Source organism: Pseudomonas sp. ChxA, assembly GCF_030263855.1.
Taxonomy (GTDB): domain Bacteria; phylum Pseudomonadota; class Gammaproteobacteria; order Pseudomonadales; family Pseudomonadaceae; genus Aquipseudomonas; species Aquipseudomonas fluorescens_CB.
On the sequence record NZ_JARPMK010000001.1, the window covers coordinates 3148832 to 3169545 of the forward strand.

General features: G+C 59.2%; 18 protein-coding genes. 5 read left to right on the forward strand and 13 right to left on the reverse strand.

Going from position 1 to position 20714, the window contains the following annotated elements; translation table 11 throughout:
* Positions 1-21: 21 nt before the first annotated feature.
* From fapF to P5706_RS14035, 7 genes are all read right to left on the reverse strand, one after another.
* The gene (gene fapF, locus P5706_RS14005; protein WP_200433763.1) at positions 22-1320 is read right to left on the reverse strand and encodes a fibril amyloid transporter FapF; all 1299 of its coding nucleotides are present in this window, start codon (positions 1318-1320) and stop codon (positions 22-24) included.
* 49 nt (positions 1321-1369) lie between these two features.
* Entirely contained in the window at positions 1370-2119 is a 750-nt protein-coding gene (gene fapE / locus P5706_RS14010) for a fibril amyloid subunit FapE (protein ID WP_200433764.1), read from the reverse strand.
* A gap of 37 nt (positions 2120-2156) precedes the next feature.
* On the reverse strand, positions 2157-2834 hold the full coding sequence (fapD, locus tag P5706_RS14015) for a fibril amyloid maturation endopeptidase FapD (RefSeq protein ID WP_285679589.1): 678 nt from the start codon (positions 2832-2834) through the stop codon (positions 2157-2159).
* Positions 2835-2896: 62 nt separating this feature from the next.
* Positions 2897-3586, reverse strand: coding sequence for an amyloid-like fimbrin subunit FapC (fapC, locus tag P5706_RS14020; RefSeq protein WP_138815169.1), 690 nt, complete (start codon positions 3584-3586; stop codon positions 2897-2899).
* 67 nt (positions 3587-3653) lie between these two features.
* A complete protein-coding gene (gene fapB / locus P5706_RS14025; protein WP_285679590.1) occupies positions 3654-4217 on the reverse strand; it encodes a fibril amyloid subunit FapB in 564 nt (187 codons plus the stop codon).
* Positions 4214-4672 carry a fibril amyloid chaperone protein FapA gene (gene fapA, locus P5706_RS14030; RefSeq protein ID WP_285679591.1) on the reverse strand — a complete coding sequence of 153 codons (459 nt, stop codon included), beginning with the start codon at positions 4670-4672 and terminating at the stop codon, positions 4214-4216. Before fapA ends, fapB begins: the two co-directional genes overlap by 4 nt.
* A 314-nt stretch (positions 4673-4986) precedes the next feature.
* Positions 4987-5982 carry a FecR family protein gene (locus tag P5706_RS14035; RefSeq protein WP_200433768.1) on the reverse strand — a complete coding sequence of 332 codons (996 nt, stop codon included), beginning with the start codon at positions 5980-5982 and terminating at the stop codon, positions 4987-4989.
* A gap of 153 nt (positions 5983-6135) precedes the next feature.
* Here P5706_RS14035 and P5706_RS14040 point away from each other — a divergent pair, with 153 nt between their 5' ends.
* On the forward strand, positions 6136-6405 hold the full coding sequence (locus tag P5706_RS14040; RefSeq protein WP_200433769.1) for a PepSY domain-containing protein: 270 nt from the start codon (positions 6136-6138) through the stop codon (positions 6403-6405).
* A gap of 17 nt (positions 6406-6422) precedes the next feature.
* On the opposite strand, the gene P5706_RS14045 is transcribed toward P5706_RS14040, so the two are convergent.
* Entirely contained in the window at positions 6423-11567 is a 5145-nt protein-coding gene (locus P5706_RS14045) for a dermonecrotic toxin domain-containing protein (protein ID WP_285679592.1), read from the reverse strand.
* Between the two features lie 183 nt (positions 11568-11750).
* On the opposite strand from P5706_RS14045, the gene P5706_RS14050 reads away from it, so the two are divergent.
* Positions 11751-12788, forward strand: a complete 1038-nt coding sequence (locus tag P5706_RS14050) for an Ldh family oxidoreductase (RefSeq protein WP_285679593.1) — start codon at positions 11751-11753, stop codon at positions 12786-12788.
* 46 nt (positions 12789-12834) lie between these two features.
* Here the strand turns inward: P5706_RS14050 and P5706_RS14055 are convergent, their stop codons facing one another.
* Positions 12835-13155: an ElaB/YgaM/YqjD family protein gene (locus tag P5706_RS14055; protein WP_056860283.1), complete on the reverse strand. Its 321-nt coding sequence runs from the start codon at positions 13153-13155 to the stop codon at positions 12835-12837.
* 163 nt (positions 13156-13318) lie between these two features.
* Between P5706_RS14055 and P5706_RS14060 the strand changes: the two genes are divergently transcribed.
* Complete coding sequence (locus tag P5706_RS14060; protein ID WP_003190904.1) at positions 13319-13573, forward strand: hypothetical protein; 255 nt, start codon at positions 13319-13321, stop codon at positions 13571-13573.
* Here the strand turns inward: P5706_RS14060 and P5706_RS14065 are convergent.
* A complete protein-coding gene (locus P5706_RS14065) occupies positions 13566-14465 on the reverse strand; it encodes a LysR family transcriptional regulator (protein ID WP_200433771.1) in 900 nt (299 codons plus the stop codon). The two genes, P5706_RS14060 and P5706_RS14065, sit on opposite strands and share 8 nt — an antisense overlap.
* Before the next feature lie 91 nt (positions 14466-14556).
* On the opposite strand from P5706_RS14065, the gene P5706_RS14070 reads away from it, so the two are divergent.
* Entirely contained in the window at positions 14557-15483 is a 927-nt protein-coding gene (locus P5706_RS14070; protein ID WP_200433772.1) for a carbon-nitrogen hydrolase family protein, read from the forward strand.
* An 857-nt stretch (positions 15484-16340) separates the two neighbouring features.
* On the opposite strand, the gene P5706_RS14075 is transcribed toward P5706_RS14070, so the two are convergent.
* From P5706_RS14075 to P5706_RS14085, 3 genes are read right to left on the reverse strand one after another with little or no spacing between them, the layout of a single operon-like run.
* The gene (locus P5706_RS14075; RefSeq protein ID WP_285679595.1) at positions 16341-16892 is read right to left on the reverse strand and encodes a GNAT family N-acetyltransferase; all 552 of its coding nucleotides are present in this window, start codon (positions 16890-16892) and stop codon (positions 16341-16343) included.
* A 5-nt stretch (positions 16893-16897) separates the two neighbouring features.
* Entirely contained in the window at positions 16898-17359 is a 462-nt protein-coding gene (locus tag P5706_RS14080; RefSeq protein ID WP_017138141.1) for an LEA/WHy family protein, read from the reverse strand.
* Between the two features lie 13 nt (positions 17360-17372).
* Positions 17373-18800 (reverse strand): nucleobase:cation symporter-2 family protein, encoded by a 1428-nt coding sequence (locus P5706_RS14085; protein ID WP_200434158.1) that lies wholly within the window; start codon positions 18798-18800, stop codon positions 17373-17375.
* Positions 18801-19034: 234 nt separating this feature from the next.
* On the opposite strand from P5706_RS14085, the gene P5706_RS14090 reads away from it, so the two are divergent.
* Positions 19035-20660, forward strand: a complete 1626-nt coding sequence (locus tag P5706_RS14090) for a methyl-accepting chemotaxis protein (RefSeq protein ID WP_285679596.1) — start codon at positions 19035-19037, stop codon at positions 20658-20660.
* The last annotated feature ends 54 nt before the right edge of the window (positions 20661-20714 follow it).

Sequence of the window (20714 nt, forward strand, 5' to 3'; positions counted from 1 at the left end):
ACGCTCCGCGTCCCCATACCACTAAAAGTAATACGGGAATTTCAAGCTGAACGTAAAGTCCGGCGCATCATCCGTCATCCCAATCGACAGGTTCGGCACGATCGTCAGGTTATCCGACGCCGCAATCGTCATGCCCACGTTGAAATACCCGGCGTTGGCATCGCTGGACACCACCGATTGCCAGTCCTGGCCGCTCTGCTTGACCTTGCTTTTGCGTTGCACCAGGTCAGACACCGAGAACGACATACTCATCTTCTCGTTAAGCGCGAAGGCCACCCCGACACCGAGCTGGAAGCTGTCACCCAGGCTGACTTTGCCTGGGATCTTCTGGTTGACGTTGGGGCTGATGTCACTGAACGAGTCTTCAAAGTTATGGGTGTAGGAGAGCGAGCCGAACAACACCGCCGGGTCGAAGGTCTTGACCAGGGAAATACCCGGCGTGACCGACCACACTCCGTTGCCGGTCGGCAGGCTTTCCGGCACGGCGAGGTTGTTGTTGCTGGCTTGCTCGATCAGCTTGATGCCATAGGGTTCCTTGCCGGTGGGTGCCTTGACCCGCAGCGACACCACCGCATCCGGCAGGCTGGCGCTTTCATCGAGGAACTTGTAGGCGATGCCGAAGTTGACATCACCGATGGTGGGATCGCGGCTGACGGAGGCTTCCGACGTATTCTTGGCATCGCCGCCGGCACCACCGGACTGGTAGGTTGCTTCGCGATACACCACCGGCACGTTCAGGTCGAATTGCCAGCGGTTGTCCAGGTTGTAGCGGCCGGTGAGGTCCAGGGTCCAGCTGTCCGACTTGATCCGGTCCAGGTTGATATTGCCCAGGAAGATAGAGTCCAACGCCAGAAAGCCGTTAAGTGACAATTGGCGCGCGTCGTAGCGGGCGTAGGTGAGCCCGGTTTCAAAGCTGAACTTGCCATTGCCAAAAAAGCCACTGGCCTCATTGTACAAGTTGCTCACACTTTGCGCCGGAGCGGAATCGTCCTTCAGGTTTTGCCCGTAGGAGCTGCTGCCAGCCGCACCGCCGGACGCGGCGGCTGCGCCGACGCCAGCCACCGTCGTACCGCCTTTCTGGAAGTCGGCAGGGGATTTGGCCAGGCGTTTGGGCGTTGGTGTTGCGGGCTGATCTTCTACTTGCCTTACGCGTTGCTCCAATACGGCCAGTGCTTTTTGCTGCACTTCATAACGTTGCTTGAGCTCCAGCAGTTCCTGTTTCAGCGTTTCGATGTCGGCATCCGGCGCGGCATACAACACCGATGCGGGCAGGAGCGTACTCAAACAAATCACGGCACGTAACGATAAAGATCGATGCATGAAATAAGCCGTCCCTTTCTAATGCGTAAGTGTCGAGGCTCAGCGTAGTTCAATAACCAGAGGGGCGTAGGCCTTTGAGTTGGTCCAGGTTCAGGTTCTGCGTAATGTTGTTCAAACCGTTGTTACCCATGACCACATTAAGTTGGGTCAAGTTGTTCACGAAATTGCTGTTGCCTTGAATAACCGTGCCTTGCAGCACATTGCCGGCACCGATTTGTTGCACCACATTGCCTTGATTGTTATTGGCCTGTAGCGCCATTTGCAGCCCGCCGTTTTTAGCCGTGACCGTGACCTGGCCGGCGGCCGTGCCACCGGTGATCGGCTGGCCGGCAATCAGTGCCTGGCCGGACTGCACGTAATTGGCCGGCGCCAGGCCATTTTTCGTCACGTTGATATCCACGCCATTGTTGGCCGTGTTGCCATCGCCCGCTGCGCGCACGCTTTGCGTGACACCCTGGCCAGTGCCGAGGCCGGCGCCGCCGACAACGGTGCCCTTGCCGTCAGGCTGTTTGATCACGCCGGTGCCGTCGTTACCGGTGATTTGCACATAAAACTGCGGCGTGACGGTGGAGGCATTGACTTGCATATTGGCGGTGCCGGTCACGGTCGCGCCGGCGGCATTGGTCCAGGTGCTGCTCATCACAATGCCAAAGCTGATAATCCGCCCGGGCATCACATAGCGCCCGCGCAACTCGGCCATTTCCGCGTCCTTGAGCTCGATCGGCTTGAATGCCGAAGAAGCATAGGCAGGTGCTGCGGCTGCCAGGCATATCACCGTCAGCCAGCGTCGAGTGTTCATCGTTTGCTCCTGGAGCGTCCTGCTCCTTATTGCGCTTCTAGAAGAAGTCGCTCTGGATAAAACCGAAGTCCATCAATTCACTGTCGCGTACCGGGCTGAACTCGTTGAACTGGTTCTTGGCCGTCAGCGGCGCGCGGGGTGTGAGCAAGGCGTTGGCCTTGTCGTAACCCTCACCAATCACCGCGAACACGATGCCGTTCCAGCCCTTGACGAAGTCGTCCTTGGCATAGCGCTTGTTGCCCAGCACGGGGTCGCCGATATATACCCAGTCTTTGTCGGCTCGTTGCAGCACGACAAAGTGCTTGTAGCCGCGAATGTCCAGCAACACCACCACCGGCACTTTCACGGTGACCAGCACTTCAGGCGTGATCCGGTAGCCCTTGGCGCGCATGTGGATGCTTTCCAGGTAGCGCTTCATGTCGAGCATCGAGAAGCCTTGGGTGCGCACCAGGTCCTGGTCGGCGTTGACCAGCATGCCCTTGATCACGTGGTCTTCATCCACGTCCATCCAATAGGCTTGGCGCAGGATGGTCGCCAGCGCGGCGGCGCCGCAGCTGAAATCGGTTTTCTGTTCCACCAGGTTGGCGAACTTGCGCTCGCGGATGCTTTCGACCTTCTTGTAGACCACCGCGCCATTCGGCATGACGACGGCCATTTGCGCCGCCCAGGCCGGGCCGGTGAGTGCAAGCAGAAGGAAGGCAGCTGTGAGGCGCATGATCGTATGACCTGCTGGACACTGGAAATAAAAAGGGCCTTGTTGCCAAGGCCCTATCTGGATCAGAAGCGAGTGACGGATTGCACGACTACGTTGTTCTGACCTTGGTTGTTGCTGCCCGACAGAACGTTGGAGTTCGAAACCCCACTGCTGTAGTTCATCGAGTTGTTCACGCTGGCGTTGTTGACCACAGGCTTGGTGTTCCAGCCGTGGCCGCTGGCCAGGTTGAGGGTAAGGTTGCCAGTGACATCCTGTACGGCGTTGATGGTAGCGGCGCCGCCATTGCCATCTTTGTTCGACTGAATGACAGTGCTGTTGCTGGCTTGGTTGGACGTGCCCGAGGCGGCGTTCAACTGAATGATGCCCGAAGCGTTGTTGCCGCTGTCGTTGAGGGAGGCATTGTTTTTGGTGCCGCTGTTGATCACCAGGTTGCCGTTGTTCGATTGTGCCGAGTTCAGCGTGGCAAATACGAAATCGGAATCGGCGGACTGGACGACTACGTCGTTTTTGCCTTGGTTGTTGTCGCCGCTCAGCACGTTACCGTTGGCTACGCCACTGATGTGGTTGTAGGAGTCATTGGCCGAAGCGTTGTTTTTGGTTTTGTCATTGGCTACCACGTTGCCATGGTTGCTTTGACCATCATTCACAGTAGCGGCAGAGGTCGTGTTGTGATTACCCCCCGCTTGAGCAGCAACAGCCATGAGCGCAGCGAGAGCGAAAGCCAGTGGTTTAAGAGCCATTGAAGTTTTCATGGTGTATCTCCTTGCTTCTAATTAGTTGGTTAAGTGTTGGTACGGTCTAGCTATAGACTCAGCTCCATCAGTTGAGTCGTAAGTTCAGGGTGTTAGCCACTCGGTTCCCCACCCCGGCGCTCTGGTTGACCTGAACCACTCCACGGCTGCCGGTGAAGGCCTGGTCGCTGGTAACGACCTGGCGGCTGCCAGTGGTAGGGGTCAACCCTGAGTCGGTTGCAAGCGCAACGTTCTGTTGCGACATGACGCTGTCGTCGATGCTTTGCGGGCCAGCATTCACGCTGATGCGCACGGCATTGATCATCTGGTTCTGGGCCCCGGCGGACTGGTTGACACTCAGTGCACCGTTGCCATTACTGAAAGAGTTGCCCTGGATCGCGGCATTGGCGTTCAGGGAGCGGTCGGCGGGCGCGCCGCCGATTTTTTGCGTGACGGCGATGTTGGCTTGGGCGTTATGCCCCACCGCGATAGCGACGTTGTTGCTCAGTTGTTGCTGGTCACCAGCGGCCTGGTTGATCGTCACCACACCGTTGTATTGCTTGCCCGAGTTATCAAGCGTTGCGTTGTTGTTGCTGTCGGCCATCGCCGCGGTGCAACCGAGGGCCGCAAGAAGCATCCAGGAGCGGTTCATTTCATTGCCCCCCCAACCATGCCACTGATGTTGTTCAGCGGCGCGAGGCCGCTGGAGATCGCGCCGTTGACCGTGCCAGCAATACTGCTGCCACTGCTGCCGTGGCCGGCTGCACCCGCTGCGCCCAGGTTGCTGGCGCCACCGATGTTGTTCAGGCCGGGAATACCGCCATTGGGCATGATGCTGCGAGTAATGCTTGAGCCACTGCTGATACCTGCAATGTCGTTATCGCTGAGCTCATGGTTCATGGCGCGATTGACTTGAACCGACGGGTTGGCATTGACGGTGGTGGGGTAGGGATCCTGGCCGCGTGAGCGACCGATTGCATAAGGCTGAACCTGGCGTTCAATCACGATCACACCATCACCCGCCGCGAGCACGGGTACGCTCACGCTGGCACTCAGTGCACAGCCGATCAACAGGAGGCTCAGTGAACCTGGATTGTGTGTGTCCATGGCAGTGTTCCTTATTCTTCACGCTGACCCTAAACAGCGTTGTCAGGAACAGAGCAGAACGCGTGCCGCTTTTTATTTATTGTTGATATTCACAGGGTTAGAGTTGAGTCAAGGCAAAGTGATGGCAGTGCTGTTTCATTCTTGAAACAGTGTCGCCGTCAAGGGGCATGCCCGGCCCCGCCCCAAGGGTGTCTCAGCGATGTAACACCGCGCGTGACAAAGCCATGAATGCGCACCAGGCGGGCGGTTCAAGCGAGGGAGGTGTTTCAAAAATGGACACTTGAGTGCGAACGAACCGGCTGTTGCAGGCAGGTTCAGCCCTTGGGTGTTTTACGCGGGATGGAATTGAGTACCGGGTTGCCATCCTGGTTCTGGGTCAGGTAGACCGGCAGCACCTTGGGCAGGGAAGGCACGAGGTTGTTGACCTCGTTGATGTTGTAGATGCCGCCGATGCGAATCGCCCCGGTACTGGCATCGGCCAGCATCACCGGTTTGTTCAGGTAGCGGTTGATCAGCGGCAACGCGTCCGTCAGGGCCAGGTTGTCGAGTACCAGTTTGCCCTGGCGCCAGGCCAGGGCCGAGTCATTGGGGTTGATCGCAGCGATTTGCGGGGTGGCATCGCCCAGGTTGTAACTGGCTTGCATGCCTGGGGTCAGGGGCACGCTGGCGTGCTCCTTGTCGCTGGAAATCTGCACCGAGCCTTCCAGCAACATCACCCGCACCTGGTCTTCATATTTCCAGACGTTGAACTGAGTGCCGGTCACTCGCACCTGGCCTTCGCCCGCTTTGACGATAAACGGGTGACGGCTGTCATGGCTGACGTTGAAAAACGCTTCGCCCTTGTTCAAGGTCACGCGGCGTTGGTCCTTGTAGTGGCTGTAGACCAACTCGGTGCCCAGGTTCAACTCAACCTGGCTGCCGTCGCCAAGGGTCACTTTGCGCAAGCCAGAGTCGGCTTCGAAATGCTCGTAGGAGCTGGGCAACCAGCCCGCTTCCCAGCCGGTGAAGGCGGCCAGCGGCAGGGCGGCGAGGCATATCGCGGCGGCCACCGCGTAAGTGCGTAGGCGGCTGCGTGGTTTGAACGGCAGCACAACCGCAGCAGGTTCGCTGCGTGGCAGATGGTCAGCCACGTCCCAGATTTCCAGCATGGCCGCATACTCAAAGGCATGCAGCGGGTGGGCATCGTGCCATTGCTCAAAAGCCCGACGCTCGCTCGCCGTGCAATCACTGGCATGCAGACGCATGCACCAATGCGCGGCGGCATCGGTGATCACGTCATATTCGTCTTCTGAAAGGGGCTGTTGAGTCATTAAACCGTCCTGATTTCCCACATTCTAACCTCCCAAGGCGGATGGCGAGAACAGCCGTCATGGCGATTGCACATCAATTGGAACTTATTCTCGTTTGGGGACATCAGAAAAAACAGGACACGAGTCCGTCATTTCCCACAATGGAGAACGAATATGCTCAAGAAAACCTTAGTCGCCCTGTGTGCAACCACCGCACTGCTCAGCGCCGGCGCCGCCCTGGCTGATAAGCCGGGTGCGGGCTGGATCACCATCGAAAAAGCCATTGAAACCGCCAAGACCAAGGCCGGATACATCGAGGTCTACAGCGCTGAGGCCGATGACAACGGCTACTGGGAAGTCAAAGGGCGCAAGTCCGATGGCGTCGTGTATGAAGCGCGTATCGATGGCGCTTCCGGTAATGTACTGCGCGACCAGAAAGACTGACCCTGCGCGCCGGGGGCTTACGCCCCCGCATCCAGCATGCGACCCAGTTCGGTAATCAGGTAAGTCAAGGAGTCGGCATTGGCCAGGATAGTGTCGATACGCTTGTCGGCATCGGTCATGAACACCGCACGGGCGGCTGCAAGGGTCTTGGCCCCAGTGGTGTCGAGGGCTTTTTTGCGCAGGTTTTGAGTTGACGTATCAGGCCCGTAGTCCTCCCATGTCGCGGTGTAATCATCCCAGGCTTTGAACAGCATGTCGGCAGGTGTCAGTGTGGACAGTGCGTACTTGCGCAAGTCTTCCAGCTCGGTTTTCAGCACCACAGAGCCGCGCTTGGCCGTATCAATCAGGTCGGGGAAGGGGCGCATGCTGTCAATGTAGGCGAGGTCTTCAGTGCTGAGCTGCAAGTGCGTCAATTCGTGAATCAGCACGCTGGCCCGCGCATGGGCCGAGATGTCGAACGCAGAGTTCAAGCGGCCCCGGTAGACATTCATGTGCGGATAAAAAAACCGCTCGAGCAAATACACTTTGCGCTCGCGGTCATCGGCAATCGTAAAAGCGTATTGATTGTCCACATCGATTCGACTGGTACCGCTGACAAACCGAGTTGAGTCGTGGCGAGCCAAGCTCGACTCGCACAGCGCTTCCAGCATTTTATGGGCAATGCTCTTGAGCCTGTCTACCTGGTCAGCGGTCAAGCTGACGACGCCGAACATCTCGCCCAAAAAACGGCCAATGCGGCTGTTGGGGTCGCGTTGTGCTGAAAACCGAACCAGGTTGCGATGACAATTGTTGGCGTAATAAGTCGCAACATTCAACGCTTCGTTGATCACTTGGGCTTGCCAGCTCGACAGCGTGGCAATCTCCAAAAGACCGGTTGCTTCGATATTGATCGCGTCCTGTTCGCCGCTGTGGGTCCTCAAGCGCGACAGGGTTTTGCCGAAACGCGGAGTGTGGCGCTTGAGGTCCAGTACCCATTTGCCCTGTGGGTTTTGGCCCACATAAGGGCCTTTCAGGTGATCTTTTTCCAAGCGCCAATGTTTTGCGGTTTGCTTGACCGCATACACTTTGCCCGCAAGGGGCACATAGTTTTTCAATGTTGTCTTGTCCGTGTAAACATGGCTGGCGGCCTTAAACTCAAGGTCGGTCAATGCAACATCGTGATCTTCGAAAGGCTGCAGCCGCGTGCGGGAGGGGGCAGTGACGCGCAGGGCGGACAAGCCCGTAGCCGTGGGCAGGGTCTCATCTGACAAGTCGGCTTCGGACACCTCGGTTTCGTTGGGCGGCGGCGCTTCGGTGCCCTCAAGCTCGCCGCGCAGGGCAGCCATTTGCGCCACGCCCTTGATGAAGTCCTTCAGCGCGGCTTTCCATTGGTGCAACTGCAACTCGTCGGCTGAGCGCTTGAACAGCACGTAGCTGCGCCAGACTATCAGTGGGTATGCGAGCTTTCCGGCCATGAACTGCACTGCTTTCGGGATGCCTTCGCCCAGCGCAAGCGTGACTCGGTCCCAGAGTGTCTTGGTGCCTTCCTCGAACTGGCTGGCCAGCATCTTGAGCAATATCAGGGTGTTGTCATTGAACAGCAAGTGCAGGGCGTTGCCGGTGACCTTGGTGAAGGCCAGCCGGATGTCGAGGGGGCGATGACGGTTGTTTTGCAGCAAGTTCCGGTACGTCGCCTGATGAGGCGCCTCCAGGTGCCGGATGATTGAATCCTGAAGCGCTCCCGGCCTGCCTACTTCATCCAGCAAGTCTTGCTCGTTCCTGTACTCCTTGAGCACATGGCGGTCGCTATAAGGCGCAAACATCACCAGCGGCCCAGCACTGCCGACGGCTGGGCCCACCAGGTACATGCCCAGCACCTTGGCGGCCGCAGCCCCTTCGGTTGCAATCAACTCCAAGGGCCGAAACGTGGCGGCTGCACTGTCCAGCGCCGTTCGCGCCACCGCGTCAGGCATGTCGAACACCTGTTGCACGCTACTCAGCGCCTGTGCTGTCAGCTGTTCTTGCAGCCTTTGCTCATGGGCATATTGCAACGTCTGCCAGGGCAATTGTCGGCAAAACAAGCGCCGGCGTTTGCGTCCCTCGTCCGTTTTGGGGTCCAGCCGACTTTGCAGCAGCTTCTGGTAGACGCTTTTCAGGTCAAGCTGGCGGACCATCTGCACCACCGCGCGGGCATCCAATGAAGCGGGCAGGGCAGTGGCGGTCCGCGAGCGGGGGCGAATGTTTTCGGCGTCCAGATCTGGCCAATGGCGCAAGGCAAAATCGGTCAGGCTGTCAACCTGTACGTCGAGGGCCTGATGCACCGGTATCAGCACGTTATCGGGGTCCAGAACCTGTCCGGGAAAGCGCGCCTTAAGCAAGGCCAGCAGTGCCGTGCGCGTATGCGCGCGCATTGAGGTAATACCGTGCAGGTAGTCTTCCGCGTCCGGGGCGCTGTTGTGATACTGCTCGAGCAGTTCGGCTTGATGGATCTGATCCTTGGCAGGCGCCATGCCCAACCAGACCGGCAGCGCCTGTTGATGGGCCATGGCACTTGCCACCGCCTGGGCCCGCGCGAGGTTGGTGGGTGCAGATTGCTCCAAGGCTGCCTCAATACAGTCTTGCAGGGCGCGAGCGGGCAATTTCATCGCGATCAATTGATCGATACTGTGCATGACATGGTCGCCGTAAGTTTTCAGGCGGTTGTTCAGCACGTTGTCGTCAATGCGTTGCAGCGGGCCCAACTGATAAACCTGGTGCGGCTTACGCAATGAAAGCGCCAGGTTTTCCAGCAGCGGCAAGCACTTGATCGGGTGCTGCAGGCGCTGTGTTATCTCCTCGCGCAAGGCGTGCACCGAAGCGAACACTTCATACCCGCGTCGAGGGGTCCAGAGCACGGCCTGGCCCGAGCGCTGCGGGTCGAAACCACCGCGTTCGGTCAGTACAAACAGGTTGGCAAGGGGTTGCGCGGCGCTGGATGTGCCCTGATTCAGTGTCAAGGCGTAGGCATCCGGCAGGAACCCGTTCAACCCATGTCGGGTCAAGCGTTCAAGGCTGTCGGTACGTAGCAGGGTATCAACCACCGCCTGGCAACTGGGCGGCAGTGTTTTACCCAATAGCCTTAGTTCGGCCTCGCTGCGCAAGCCAAGCAACATCGAGTGCGCGTGTTTTTCACGCATGTTATTGAGGAATAGAAGTGGCAGCTGGCGCATCTCGTGAGTGGCAAACACCTTCAAGACGCGATCATTGATCCGGTTGAAGGTACTCAAGGTCATGCTGTGGACCTTCAGGGCTACATGCGGCTCTAGCTGCGTGTAAAACCCGGTCGAGGACATGTTGGAAACAGGCAAGGCTTCGCCGCTCAGGCGTTCTATGAAGTGGTCAACCATGCTCACGGTCGCCACCACTGGCCGCTCTTCGCGCTCCTGGGCAGGTGTGGGGTAGGTGTTTATAAAGACCTCATCAGCCTTGAGGTCCAGGCGCTGTGATCGCAGCTCTGCATCAAGGGCCGCTGCGACCATCGTACGCAATGTCGGGTGTTGCCTGCGCTCGGCAGCCAGTGCGTCTTCAGCGGCGCGCAGACGCTTGAGCTGCAGTTTTGCGCGCTCGGCCTGCACCGTTGACGGCCGATCGTTACCGCTGGTGACGAGGTGCGTGGTCCAGCGCCCGGACGTTTCCAGCGCCGCCAGGCGACTGTCCAGCATCGTGCGTATATCCAGGGCGCAATCGAGCAGCGCGTCCAGGTTTATCTGGCCATCACTGCGCCGGAACAGGTCCAGTGCGTGGTTCATATTACTGGTCTGCTTGGCCGCAATGTCTTCGAGCATGCCGGAAAACGCGTTGCCTGGAACCGGCTGGGCGGCGATGTCTATCCGGTCCATGCCAATAAAGGTGTCGCGCTCATCCAGGGACAGGAAATTGAGCAGTTCATCTTCGTGGCCTGCGGCCTTGAGCATACTCAGTAACGTATCTTTGAGCGCCTGCATGTCCTTGAGTACCTGCACCCCACGCGACTGCGTGTACAGGTAGGCGTGGCTGTCGCTGATCAATAGCGTGCTGGCCAGTTCCACATAGTGCTGGTAGGGCGCCTGCAGGCGTACTTTTTCCACACTTAGTTTCTTGGCGTGGGCATTACGGGCGCGCTGGTCTGGCAGAAACAATGCCTGAAGGGTGTGGCTTTCGTCGGCGGTGAGGATTTGCTGCTGGCGCTTGAGCAAGACATCCAGGCGAAATTTATCCGCCATGACCTGGGTGAAGCATTCCAGGCGTGAGGTCTGGTTGCCGATGTCCTCGTTCCAATAAGTCTTCAGCAGGCTGCCCAGCAGTTTTGACAGGCTGCCGGATGTTTCTTTGATCAGGGCTTCCCAATACTGCTGATCTTGTTCGCGCTCTGCCGGGGTGAAAGTGCTGGTGATGTGTTTCGGGTTGAAATATTCACGGGTCTGGTCCTTGGGCCAGGCATGTTTCACATAAAACTGCAGGAACGCTTCGCTCAAGGGCAGCGCATTGATCCAGCGTCGCTGACCGCCTGCCGGGTCCGAGATAAAAAAGTCTACCCGTGTATCGCGTTGATCCAGCTTGGGGAAGTACGAGCGCGCCATGATGCTGAGCAGCGTGTCGAGCATGCTGTAGAGCGTGGGGGTCGTCTGCAGATGCTCCAATACGACGCGCACGTTGTCTTGCTGGCAGGCCTCCAGGGCTTGCTCCTGGTCTTGCATGACAGCGCCTTCGACAGTGGTGGTGGTCAGCGTTATTGGCGTGCTGGCGGGCAAGGCGCTGCGCTGTGTAATCGACAGAAAGCTCATCAATTGGACACGCTGTACCGTGTCCGCCAGTTGCTTGCCGACCTCTACAAGCAGGCTGGCATGATCGTCAAACACCTGGATGCCGCCATAAGGCGTGTAAAGCAGCGCCTTGCCGTCGTCCGGCGTAGGGCTCATCAAAAATGCGCCGGCGAGGGGGATGGGCGGCTGGTCTGTGACATTGATCAGCAGCCTTTCGACACTCATGGGGTGGGTCTGCCGCTCAGGGTCTTTGCGTGCTGCATCGGTGGCCTGGTACACCGTATGCAGCCAGTCAAGGTCTTTGACGCTAAGTCCTAGCGCACGCTCTCGCTCGCTAGGCGCGTTTCTTTTGAGCGGCAGCAGGAATTCGTCAAAAAAATACGCAGGGGTTACGCCGGTCATGGGCTTGCTCCATCGTGTAGGGGAGCGACAGGCTAAGGACGCGTGACCGGCGGGCGGGGGTAACTATTGAGGCCCGTAGCAAGTTGACAGCAGGCACTGTGCGTGGTGTTTAATCGAAGGCTTGAATGTCCATTCGTTGCCTCTCCTAATCATAAAAACGCAATCATAAAAACGGAGCTTCAAATGTCTGCGCAGTCTCCGACAGTGGCCAAGGCTTCAACCGCAATCGGCTTCACCGAGTTAGTGGGCCTGCTACAACAGGTCTTTGTTCGGCATGGTACCTCGGCGCAGGTGGCCGCGATCCTTGCGCATAACTGCGCCAGCGCCGAACGTGATGGCGCCCATAGCCACGGCGTGTTTCGTATTCCAGGGTATGTATCGACACTCAACAGCGGCTGGGTCAATGGTAAGGCTGTGCCTGTGGTCGAGGACGTAGCTTCGGGCTTTGTGCGCGTGGACGCCGACAACGGCTTTGCCCAGCCGGCACTGGAGGCCGCACGCCCGCTGTTGGTAGCGAAGGCGCGCAGTGCCGGGATCGCGCTGCTGGCGATTCGAAACTCCCACCACTTTGCGGCACTGTGGCCCGATGTCGAGCCTTTCGCCGAGGAGGGCCTGGTAGCGCTCAGCGTGGTCAACAGCATGACCTGCGTGGTGCCCCATGGCGCGGATCGACCGCTGTTCGGCACCAACCCCATTGCCTTTGCTGCGCCGCGCGCCGACGGGCCGCCCATCGTGTTTGACCTGGCTACCAGTGCGATTGCCCATGGCGACGTGCAGATCGCTGCACGCAAGGGCGAGCGCTTGCCGCCGGGCATGGGCGTGGACAGCCTGGGCCAGCCAACCCAGGACCCCAAGGCGATTCTTGAAGGCGGCGCGCTGTTACCGTTTGGCGGGCACAAGGGTTCAGCACTGTCGATGATGGTCGAGTTGCTGGCGGCTGCGCTCACGGGTGGCCATTTTTCGTTCGAATTCAATTGGGCCGATCATCCCGGTGCGCGAACACCCTGGACCGGCCAGCTGCTGATTGTGATCGACCCAAGCAAAACCGCCGGGCAAGGCTTTGCCGAGCGCAGCCAGGAACTGGTGCGGCAGATGCATGCGGCGGGGTTGCGGCGGTTGCCAGGGGATCGGCGCCATCGCACACGGGCGAAGTCGCAGGAAACCGGCATCGAGATGGATGCGCAGGAGCTCAAGCAGTTGCAGGCACTGGCAGAAGAATAAAAGGGGCTGCGCTATCAGCGCAGCCCCTTTGGCCTAGCCCTTTGGCTTAGTTGCGACGACCCAACAACAGGCCAACCACCAGGCCAAAGCCTGCCGAAATGGCCACGGTCTGCCATGGATGGCCACCGATATAGTTTTCGGTGGCGTCCACCACCGGCTTGCTGCGTTCACGCACGTTGGACACCGAGTCCAGCGCTTGCTTGAGCTTGATGGCAACCTGCTCGCGCAGCGTCTCACCTTCTTCGCCTACCAGCGAAGCGCTGCTTTTGAGCAGCTTGTCCGACTCTTCGATCAAGGCCGTCAGTTCACTGAAAGCTTGATCCTTGATTTGATCTTCGACAGCTTGGGCGGCAGTTTTGCGGGCCATTGTGTGACTCCTTGCGAGTGAATGTGACAGTGAACAATGGAGTGTCGGGCTTGGCTAAAAGTTGCAGTTTTTTTGCTGTGAGCGGTTTGCGGGCAAAATCCGAATCAGGATATTTCGACCTACAGTGTAAGATGTCACCTATTTGTGCAGCAGGTAATTCAACATGAGCTTCAATCTGGCCAACAAAACCCTCGCCGAACGTGCCGAGCTGGAAGATGAAAAGTCCCGCCTCTACGACCTGTGGCAAACCAACCTGGGCAAGGCCAAGGGCGAAGCGGCGCGTTTGTTCGGCGAGCGTGCCAAGCGCAAAGGCAAGTGGGCCGAATGGGTACGTGCCGAGCTTGATGGCATGTCGCCGCCGGAGTTTTCCAATATGGTGCGCAGCGAAGTCAACAAACTGATGGCCGCTGCTAAGTAAAGCCGGCCACAATCGCTTCGCGTACTTTGAGCAGCAGCGGATCCAGCTGCGCCTGGGTGCGCCAGCCCAGCTCCACCGGGTAGCGTGGCAACGTCAGTGGGCAGGCCAGTACGCGCAAGCCAGTCATCTGCGCAATCGCCTCGGCGGCATGCCCGGGGATCGTCGCCACGGCCGCGCTGCCCTTGAGCAAAAACGGCAGCCCGGCAAAGTGGCTGGTGGACGCACACACCTGGCGGCTCAACCCGTGCGCCGCCAACCCTTCATCGGTAATCCCGATAAACCCTCCCGACGACACCAGCACATGCTCGCGTGCCACGAACTCCGCAAGGCTGATGCCGTGTTGGCCCGGCGCCAGGCTATGCGGGTCGACCAGGCAACGATAATCACCTTCGCCCAATACGTGCCGACTCAACCTGCGCTCGGCAAAGCCGCCGGCGGTGATCGCCAGGTCCAGGCTGCGCTCAAGCAGGGCGGCTGCCACGATCTGGCTGTGGGTCTGGCGGAAAATCACCCGCAGTTTTGGCGCACGCCGGGCAATTTCTGCCATCAGCCGCCGGCCATGGGCAATTTCAAAGTCATCGGACAAGCCCAGTACCACCGAACGACCCTGATAGTTCGGGTTGTCCGGGTTAATCATTTCCAGGCTTTGTCGACAACGGTCCAGTGCTTCGCTGATCACCGGTTTCAACTGGTTAGCACGCAAAGTCGGCGCCAGCCCGCGCCCGGTGCGCACGAACAGTGGGTCGCCATACACGTCACGTAAACGCCGCAAGCCGGCACTGATCGCCGATTGCGTGACGCCCAGGCGCAAGGCTGCGCGGCTGGCGCTGGACTCATCGTGCAAGGCTTCGAAGGTTTTCAGCAGGTTCAGGTCAACCTGGGCGATATTCATTTGACTCATATCATTTAGCACTGAGGAGGGCTTTATTCATGATTGCTGCTCGCCGGAGAATGGGCAACCCCCTTTATCTGGAGTGAACCTGATGCCCATTTCTACCGTGGCAGCGTTGCAGATCGGATCCTTGCCGGGTGGCAAGGCTGACACCCTGGCGCAGATCCTCACCTATGAGGACGCGATCGTGCGCAGTGGCGCGCAATTGGTGGTGATGCCCGAAGCGTTGCTCGGCGGTTATCCAAAGGGCGAAACCTTCGGCACGCAATTGGGCTACCGATTGCCGGAAGGCCGCGAAGCCTTCGCGCGCTATTTTGCCAATGCCATCGATGTACCGGGCGCCGAGACCGAGGCGCTGGCTGGGTTGTCCGCTCGCACCGGTGCCAGCCTGGTACTCGGCGTGATCGAGCGCAGTGGCAGCACGCTGTACTGCACCGTGCTGTATTTCGACCCCACCGGCGGCCTGGTGGCCAAGCACCGCAAGCTGATGCCCACCGGCACTGAGCGGCTGATATGGGGCACGGGCGATGGCTCGACCTTGCCGGTGATCGACGCTGCCGTCGGGCGTTTGGGCGGCGCGGTGTGCTGGGAAAACATGATGCCGCTGCTGCGCACGGCGATGTACGCCAAGGGCGTGCAAGTGTGGTGCGCGCCGACGGTCGATGAGCGTGAAATGTGGCAAGTGAGCATGCGCCACATCGCCCATGAAGGTCGCTGCTTTGTGGTGAGTGCCTGCCAGGTGCAGGCCTCGCCAGCGGCGCTGGGCACGCAGGTTGCCAACTGGCCGTCAGAGCGCCCGTTGATCGCCGGCGGCAGTGTGATCGTCGGGCCGATGGGCGACATCCTGGCAGGCCCACTGGTGGGTGAAGAGGGCTTGCTGACCGCGCAGATCAACACCGATGATTTGGTGCAGGCGCGCTATGACTACGATGTGGTGGGGCATTACGCGCGGCCGGACATATTCGAGTTGGTAGTGGATGAACGCGCCAAACCGGGCGTGCGCTACATCACTGACTGAATGCGGTAAAAAACTGTGGGAGCTGGCTTGCCTGCGATAGCGGTTTGTTGCTGCGGTAACGGCCGCTTATGGTTCCGCCCTTACGGCGGGTCACTTTTGCAAGGACCGGAATGCCGGCCCAGTCAAAAGTAACCAAAAAGTCCTCGCCCCAACACTCGGTGCCTCGCTATGGCTCGGCATGCCCGCAATCCGACAGTGATTTGGGGGGGGCGATTTCGGATCAAGATCAAAAGCGCAGATCAAAAGACCGCTGACTTCGTCATCGAAAAGGATGTAAGGGCCGGAGCAACAGCAAAAGCAACAGCAGAGCCATACTCGTTCTAATGTGGGAGCTGGCTTGCCTGCGATGCAGACACCTCGGTGTGTCAGGTACACAGAGTTGATGCCATCGCAGGCAAGCCAACTCCCACAGAAAAGCAGTTCTTCAGTGTATTCAGATAGGCTTTTGCTTCGCACTTGATCTGGCTCTTGCTTCAACCACTCAGGTCGGCTTTCAGGCCGCCGTGCTGTAGATCTTGATCTTGATCTTGATCTGAGACGCCCCGTTAACCACGATGGCCGAACGCAGGCTTGAATCCGTGGGTAACCCGGCAGGACGCCGGGTTAGCCGCGCTGGGCCAAGGATGGCCCATCGCGGCGGCCCACGGATTCAAGCCGGAGTGAGGGCACACCGAGCCTAAGCGAGGTGCCGAGTGGTGGGGCGAAGACTTTTTGGTTACTTTTGTGTCTTTACAAAAGTGACCCGCTGTAAGAGCGGAACCATAGGCGGCCATCACCGCAGCAACGGATATGTACACCGACAAACCAACAAACCAACAAACCTCCACAGCAGCCAAGCCATCTCCCACATCAGATCTTCAGCGTTTGAAAGATCTCAATGCCAACCACTCTTCGCGAGTAATCTCCCAAATGTCGCGTGGCAACGTACCTTCTACAAACTCCCCCATCTGCGTGCCGATCAAGCGCATCCCCGTGCGCTCGGAAATCCGCCGCGACGCTTGGTTGGGCGCGGCCTTGGGCACACGCATTAGCGGACGTTCGAGCACATCGAACCAGTATTCCGTCACCGCCGCACAGGCTTCGGTCATAAAACCCTGGCCTTGCCATTGCGGCCCCAGCCAGAACCCTCGGTTGTCGTCTTGCTCGTCCGTCAAGTTGATATTGCCGATCAACTGTTGCGGCGCGTGTTTGAGGCGGATCGACCAATGCCATTGGTCGCCACGGGCCATGCCCGGCAAGGCCACCTGTTCCAGATAGCGGCGAGCGCCGTCCGCCGGATACGGCCAGGGCACCTCGGCAGTCAGGTAACGCACCACGTCCCAGTGCGCGAATTGCGCCTGGGTGTCCTCGGCATCCGCCAGGGTCAATGGGCTCAGGATCAGTCTTTGGGTAAACAACGTTGGTTGCATGGCCGTTACCAGGTCGCGGTGTTGGGTAGGTCCAGGGTGCCACGCTCCACAAAGCGCATAGTGCCGAACAAGCCACCTGCGAGTTTGCCGCGCAGTGTGTAAGGCAGGTTGTTCAGGCTTTGGGTCTGGCTCAGGCCCAAGGTCTGACGCAGTACAGAAAACGCCGAAACGCTCACCGGCACCATCAGCACTGTCTCGGAAAAGCGTGGGATACTTCCGGCCTGATCGCTCACGCCGGACGCCAATGGGCGCCCATTCACGTCCAGGTCCAGGGCCACACCACTATAGTCGATCGCTGTTTCATTGGGGTTTTGCACCCGCAACTTCACGGCGAAACGCACTTCCAGGTCCTGACTTTGCAGCGGCTCGATACCCACCACACTGATATTGACCGGGTCGCGATTGGGGAACAGCGCGCACGCGCTCAAGGTCAGCAGCAGCAACGATAGAACCATGAGCTTGCGCATAACAAAGGTGCTCCTATTTCGTGACGTCCGGATCCTGCATGACCTTGAGGGTAGAGGACTCCGGATCAAATTCATCCTCTTCCAGCTCTAAGAACTCTTCGGGGAGGAAAATGTTCAGCAGGATTGCACAGAACGCGCCCACGGTGATCGGCGATTCAAAGATGTTGTGCAACGCCTTGGGCAGGTCGCGCAGCACTTCCGGCACGGCAGCCACACCCAGCCCCATGCCTAAGGAGATCGCCACGATCAGCACATTGCGCCGGTGCAGCCCGGCTTCGGCGAGGATCTTGATCCCGGCCACGGCCACGGTGCCGAACATGATCAGCGTGGCACCACCCAGTACCGGTTTGGGCATCAGTTGCAGCACCGCGCCGATCATCGGGAACAGCCCCAATAGCACCAGCAGGCCGGCGATAAAGTACGCGACATAGCGGCTGGCCACGCCGGTAAGCTGGATCACGCCGTTGTTCTGGGCGAAGGTCACCATCGGCAGGCTGTTGAACGTGGCTGCCATCGCCGAGTTGAGGCCGTCGGCCAGCAGGCCGGACTTGATGCGCTTGATGTACAGCGGGCCCTTTACCGGCTGCTGGGAAATCATCGAGTTGGCGGTCAGGTCACCGGCAGCCTCCAGCGGCGAAATCAAAAAGATCACCGCCACCGGGATAAACGCCACCCAATCGAACGAGAACCCGTACTTGAACGGCACCGGCACGCTGATCAACGGCACTTGGGGCAGGGCAGCCAAATCCACGCGGCCCATCATCCAGGCCACAACAAACCCAAGGGTCAGGCCGATCACAATCGAGCCCAGGCGCAGGAACGGGTTGCTGAAGCGGTTGAGGACCACGATGGTCAGCAGCACCAGGGCGGCCAAGCCCATGTTGCCCGCTGCGCCGAGGTCGCTTGCACCAAAGCCGCCGGCCATGTCGGTGACCGCCACCTTGATCAGCGACAAGCCCATCAGGGTAATGATGGTGCCAGTGACCACCGGGGTGATCAGCTTGCGCAGCTTGCCAATGAACTGGCTGAGCACCACCTCGATAAAGGCGGCGAAAAAGCAGATGCCGAAAATCGTCGAGAGAATCTCATCGGTACCGCCGCCCCGGGCCTTGACCATGAACCCGGCGCTGAGGATCACGCTGATAAAGGAAAAGCTGGTGCCCTGCAGGCACAACAGGCCGGAACCGACCGGGCCGAATGTGCGCGCCTGTACAAAGGTGCCAAGCCCGGACACGAACAACGCCATGCTCACCAGGTACGGCACTTCGCTTTCCAGGCCGAGCACGCCGCCGACGATCAGAGTCGGGGTGATGATGCCGACGAAGCTGGCAAGCACATGTTGCAGCGCAGCAAAAATCGCCGCAGTGAAATGTGGGCGGTCTTCCAGGCCGTAGATCAGGTCGGATTTATAGCGGGGGCGGGGAGCTTGAGCGTCAGACAAAATGCGGGCTCGGGTCAGAAAATGGAGGCGCAGGATGCCAGAAAGTGCCGGACGTCAGAAGTGTGAAAAAATATTTCGAAATGTTCCGATTAATTTCTCAAGCCTGCCGATAGCCTGAATAGGCCCACACACCAATTAAAACAGTGGCGCCTGACGGTCCGAGACGCGCGTTGACGCTAACGGATTGTGTCGCGGCAGGGATGCGCGCCATCACTATCTCTTGAGAGCACCCCTATGTCCCTTCGTAATCTGAATATTGCTCCTCGCGCTTTTCTAGGTTTTGCGTTCATTGCGTTGCTCGTCATAATACTTGGCGTGTTTGCGGTCAATCGCATGGGCACAATCCGCCAGGCCTCAGTGGACATGGGGACCAACCAGTTACCCAGCGTCAAGTACCTCGGCAATATGACCGAGAACGTGCTGCGCTTGCGTATTCTCTCGTTCCGTATCTTGATCAACCGCGAGCCGGCTGCACTTGAAGAAGCCAAAACCCGCGTGGCCGTGCTGGTCGACAAGGTCAAGCAGGCCCAGAGCGCCTATGCCGTGATGCCGGCGGGTGCCGATGAGGCGGCTCTATACAAGTCTTTCGCCGCCACGCTCGACAGCTATCTGGCCGCCCAGGCTGAAATGATGTCGCTGTCCCAGCAGAATAAAGTCGAGGACATGCGCACGCTCATCAATACGCGCATCAAGGACGGCACCGACCTGATGGGCGAGCAACTGAACAAACTGATCGCCATCAACAGCACCGACGCCGACAAGGCCGGCCGGGAAGCTGAAGGTAGCTACCAGCAGGCGGTTATGGGCATCATCATTGTGGCCGTTGCGGCGGCACTCATGACGGTACTGCTGGCATGGCTACTGACCCGCAGCATCGTCACGCCGCTGCGCAAAGCAGTGGAAGTGGCCCAGACCATTGCCGGCGGCAACCTGACCACCGTTATCGAAGACGCCGGCAAAGATGAGCCTGCGCGACTGCTGGGCGCCTTGTCGGCGATGCAAACCAACCTGCGCCAGACCATCCAGCACATCGCCGGTTCGGCCACGCAGTTGGCTTCTGCCGCCGAAGAACTCAGTGCCGTCACCGAAGAAGCCTCCAAAGGCCTGCAACAGCAAAACAACGAAATCGACCAGGCCGCCACGGCCGTCAACGAGATGACCGCCGCCGTCGAAGAAGTGGCGCGCAATGCGGTGTCCACCTCCGAAGCTTCCAGCCAGTCCAACCAGGCGGCGCGGGAAGGGCGTGACCGCGTGGTGGAAACCGTCGGCGCAATCCAGACCATGACCCAGGATGTGCAAAATACCGCCCTGATGATTGAAGGCCTGGCAACCCAGGGGCGTGATATCGGCAAGGTGCTCGATGTGATCCGCGCGATTGCCGAACAGACCAACCTGCTGGCGCTCAACGCAGCGATTGAAGCGGCGCGTGCCGGTGAAGCCGGACGTGGGTTTGCCGTAGTGGCCGATGAAGTACGCGCCTTGGCGCACCGCACCGCGCAATCGACCCAGGAAATTGAAAAAATGGTCGCCGGTATCCAGAGTGGCACCGGTGAAGCCGTGCAGTCGATGCAACAGAGCAACCAACGTACCCAGACCACTCTGGAACTGGCTCGCGCGGCCGGTGTGGCCTTGGAGCAGATCACCCAGTCGATCAGCCTTATCAACGAGCGCAACCTGGTGATCGCCAGCGCCTCAGAAGAGCAGGCCCAGGTGTCTCGTGAAGTGGATCGCAACCTCGTCAACATCCGCGACTTGGCGACTCAGTCGGCGGCGGGTGCCAACCAGACAAGCGCGGCCAGCCATGAACTGTCGCGACTGGCGGTGGATTTGAATGGGATGGTCGCGCGGTTTGTTATCTGATCGGCCGGGCTGAGCCGCCCTCACGCGGCTCACTTCTCGAGCCCTTCGAGGTAC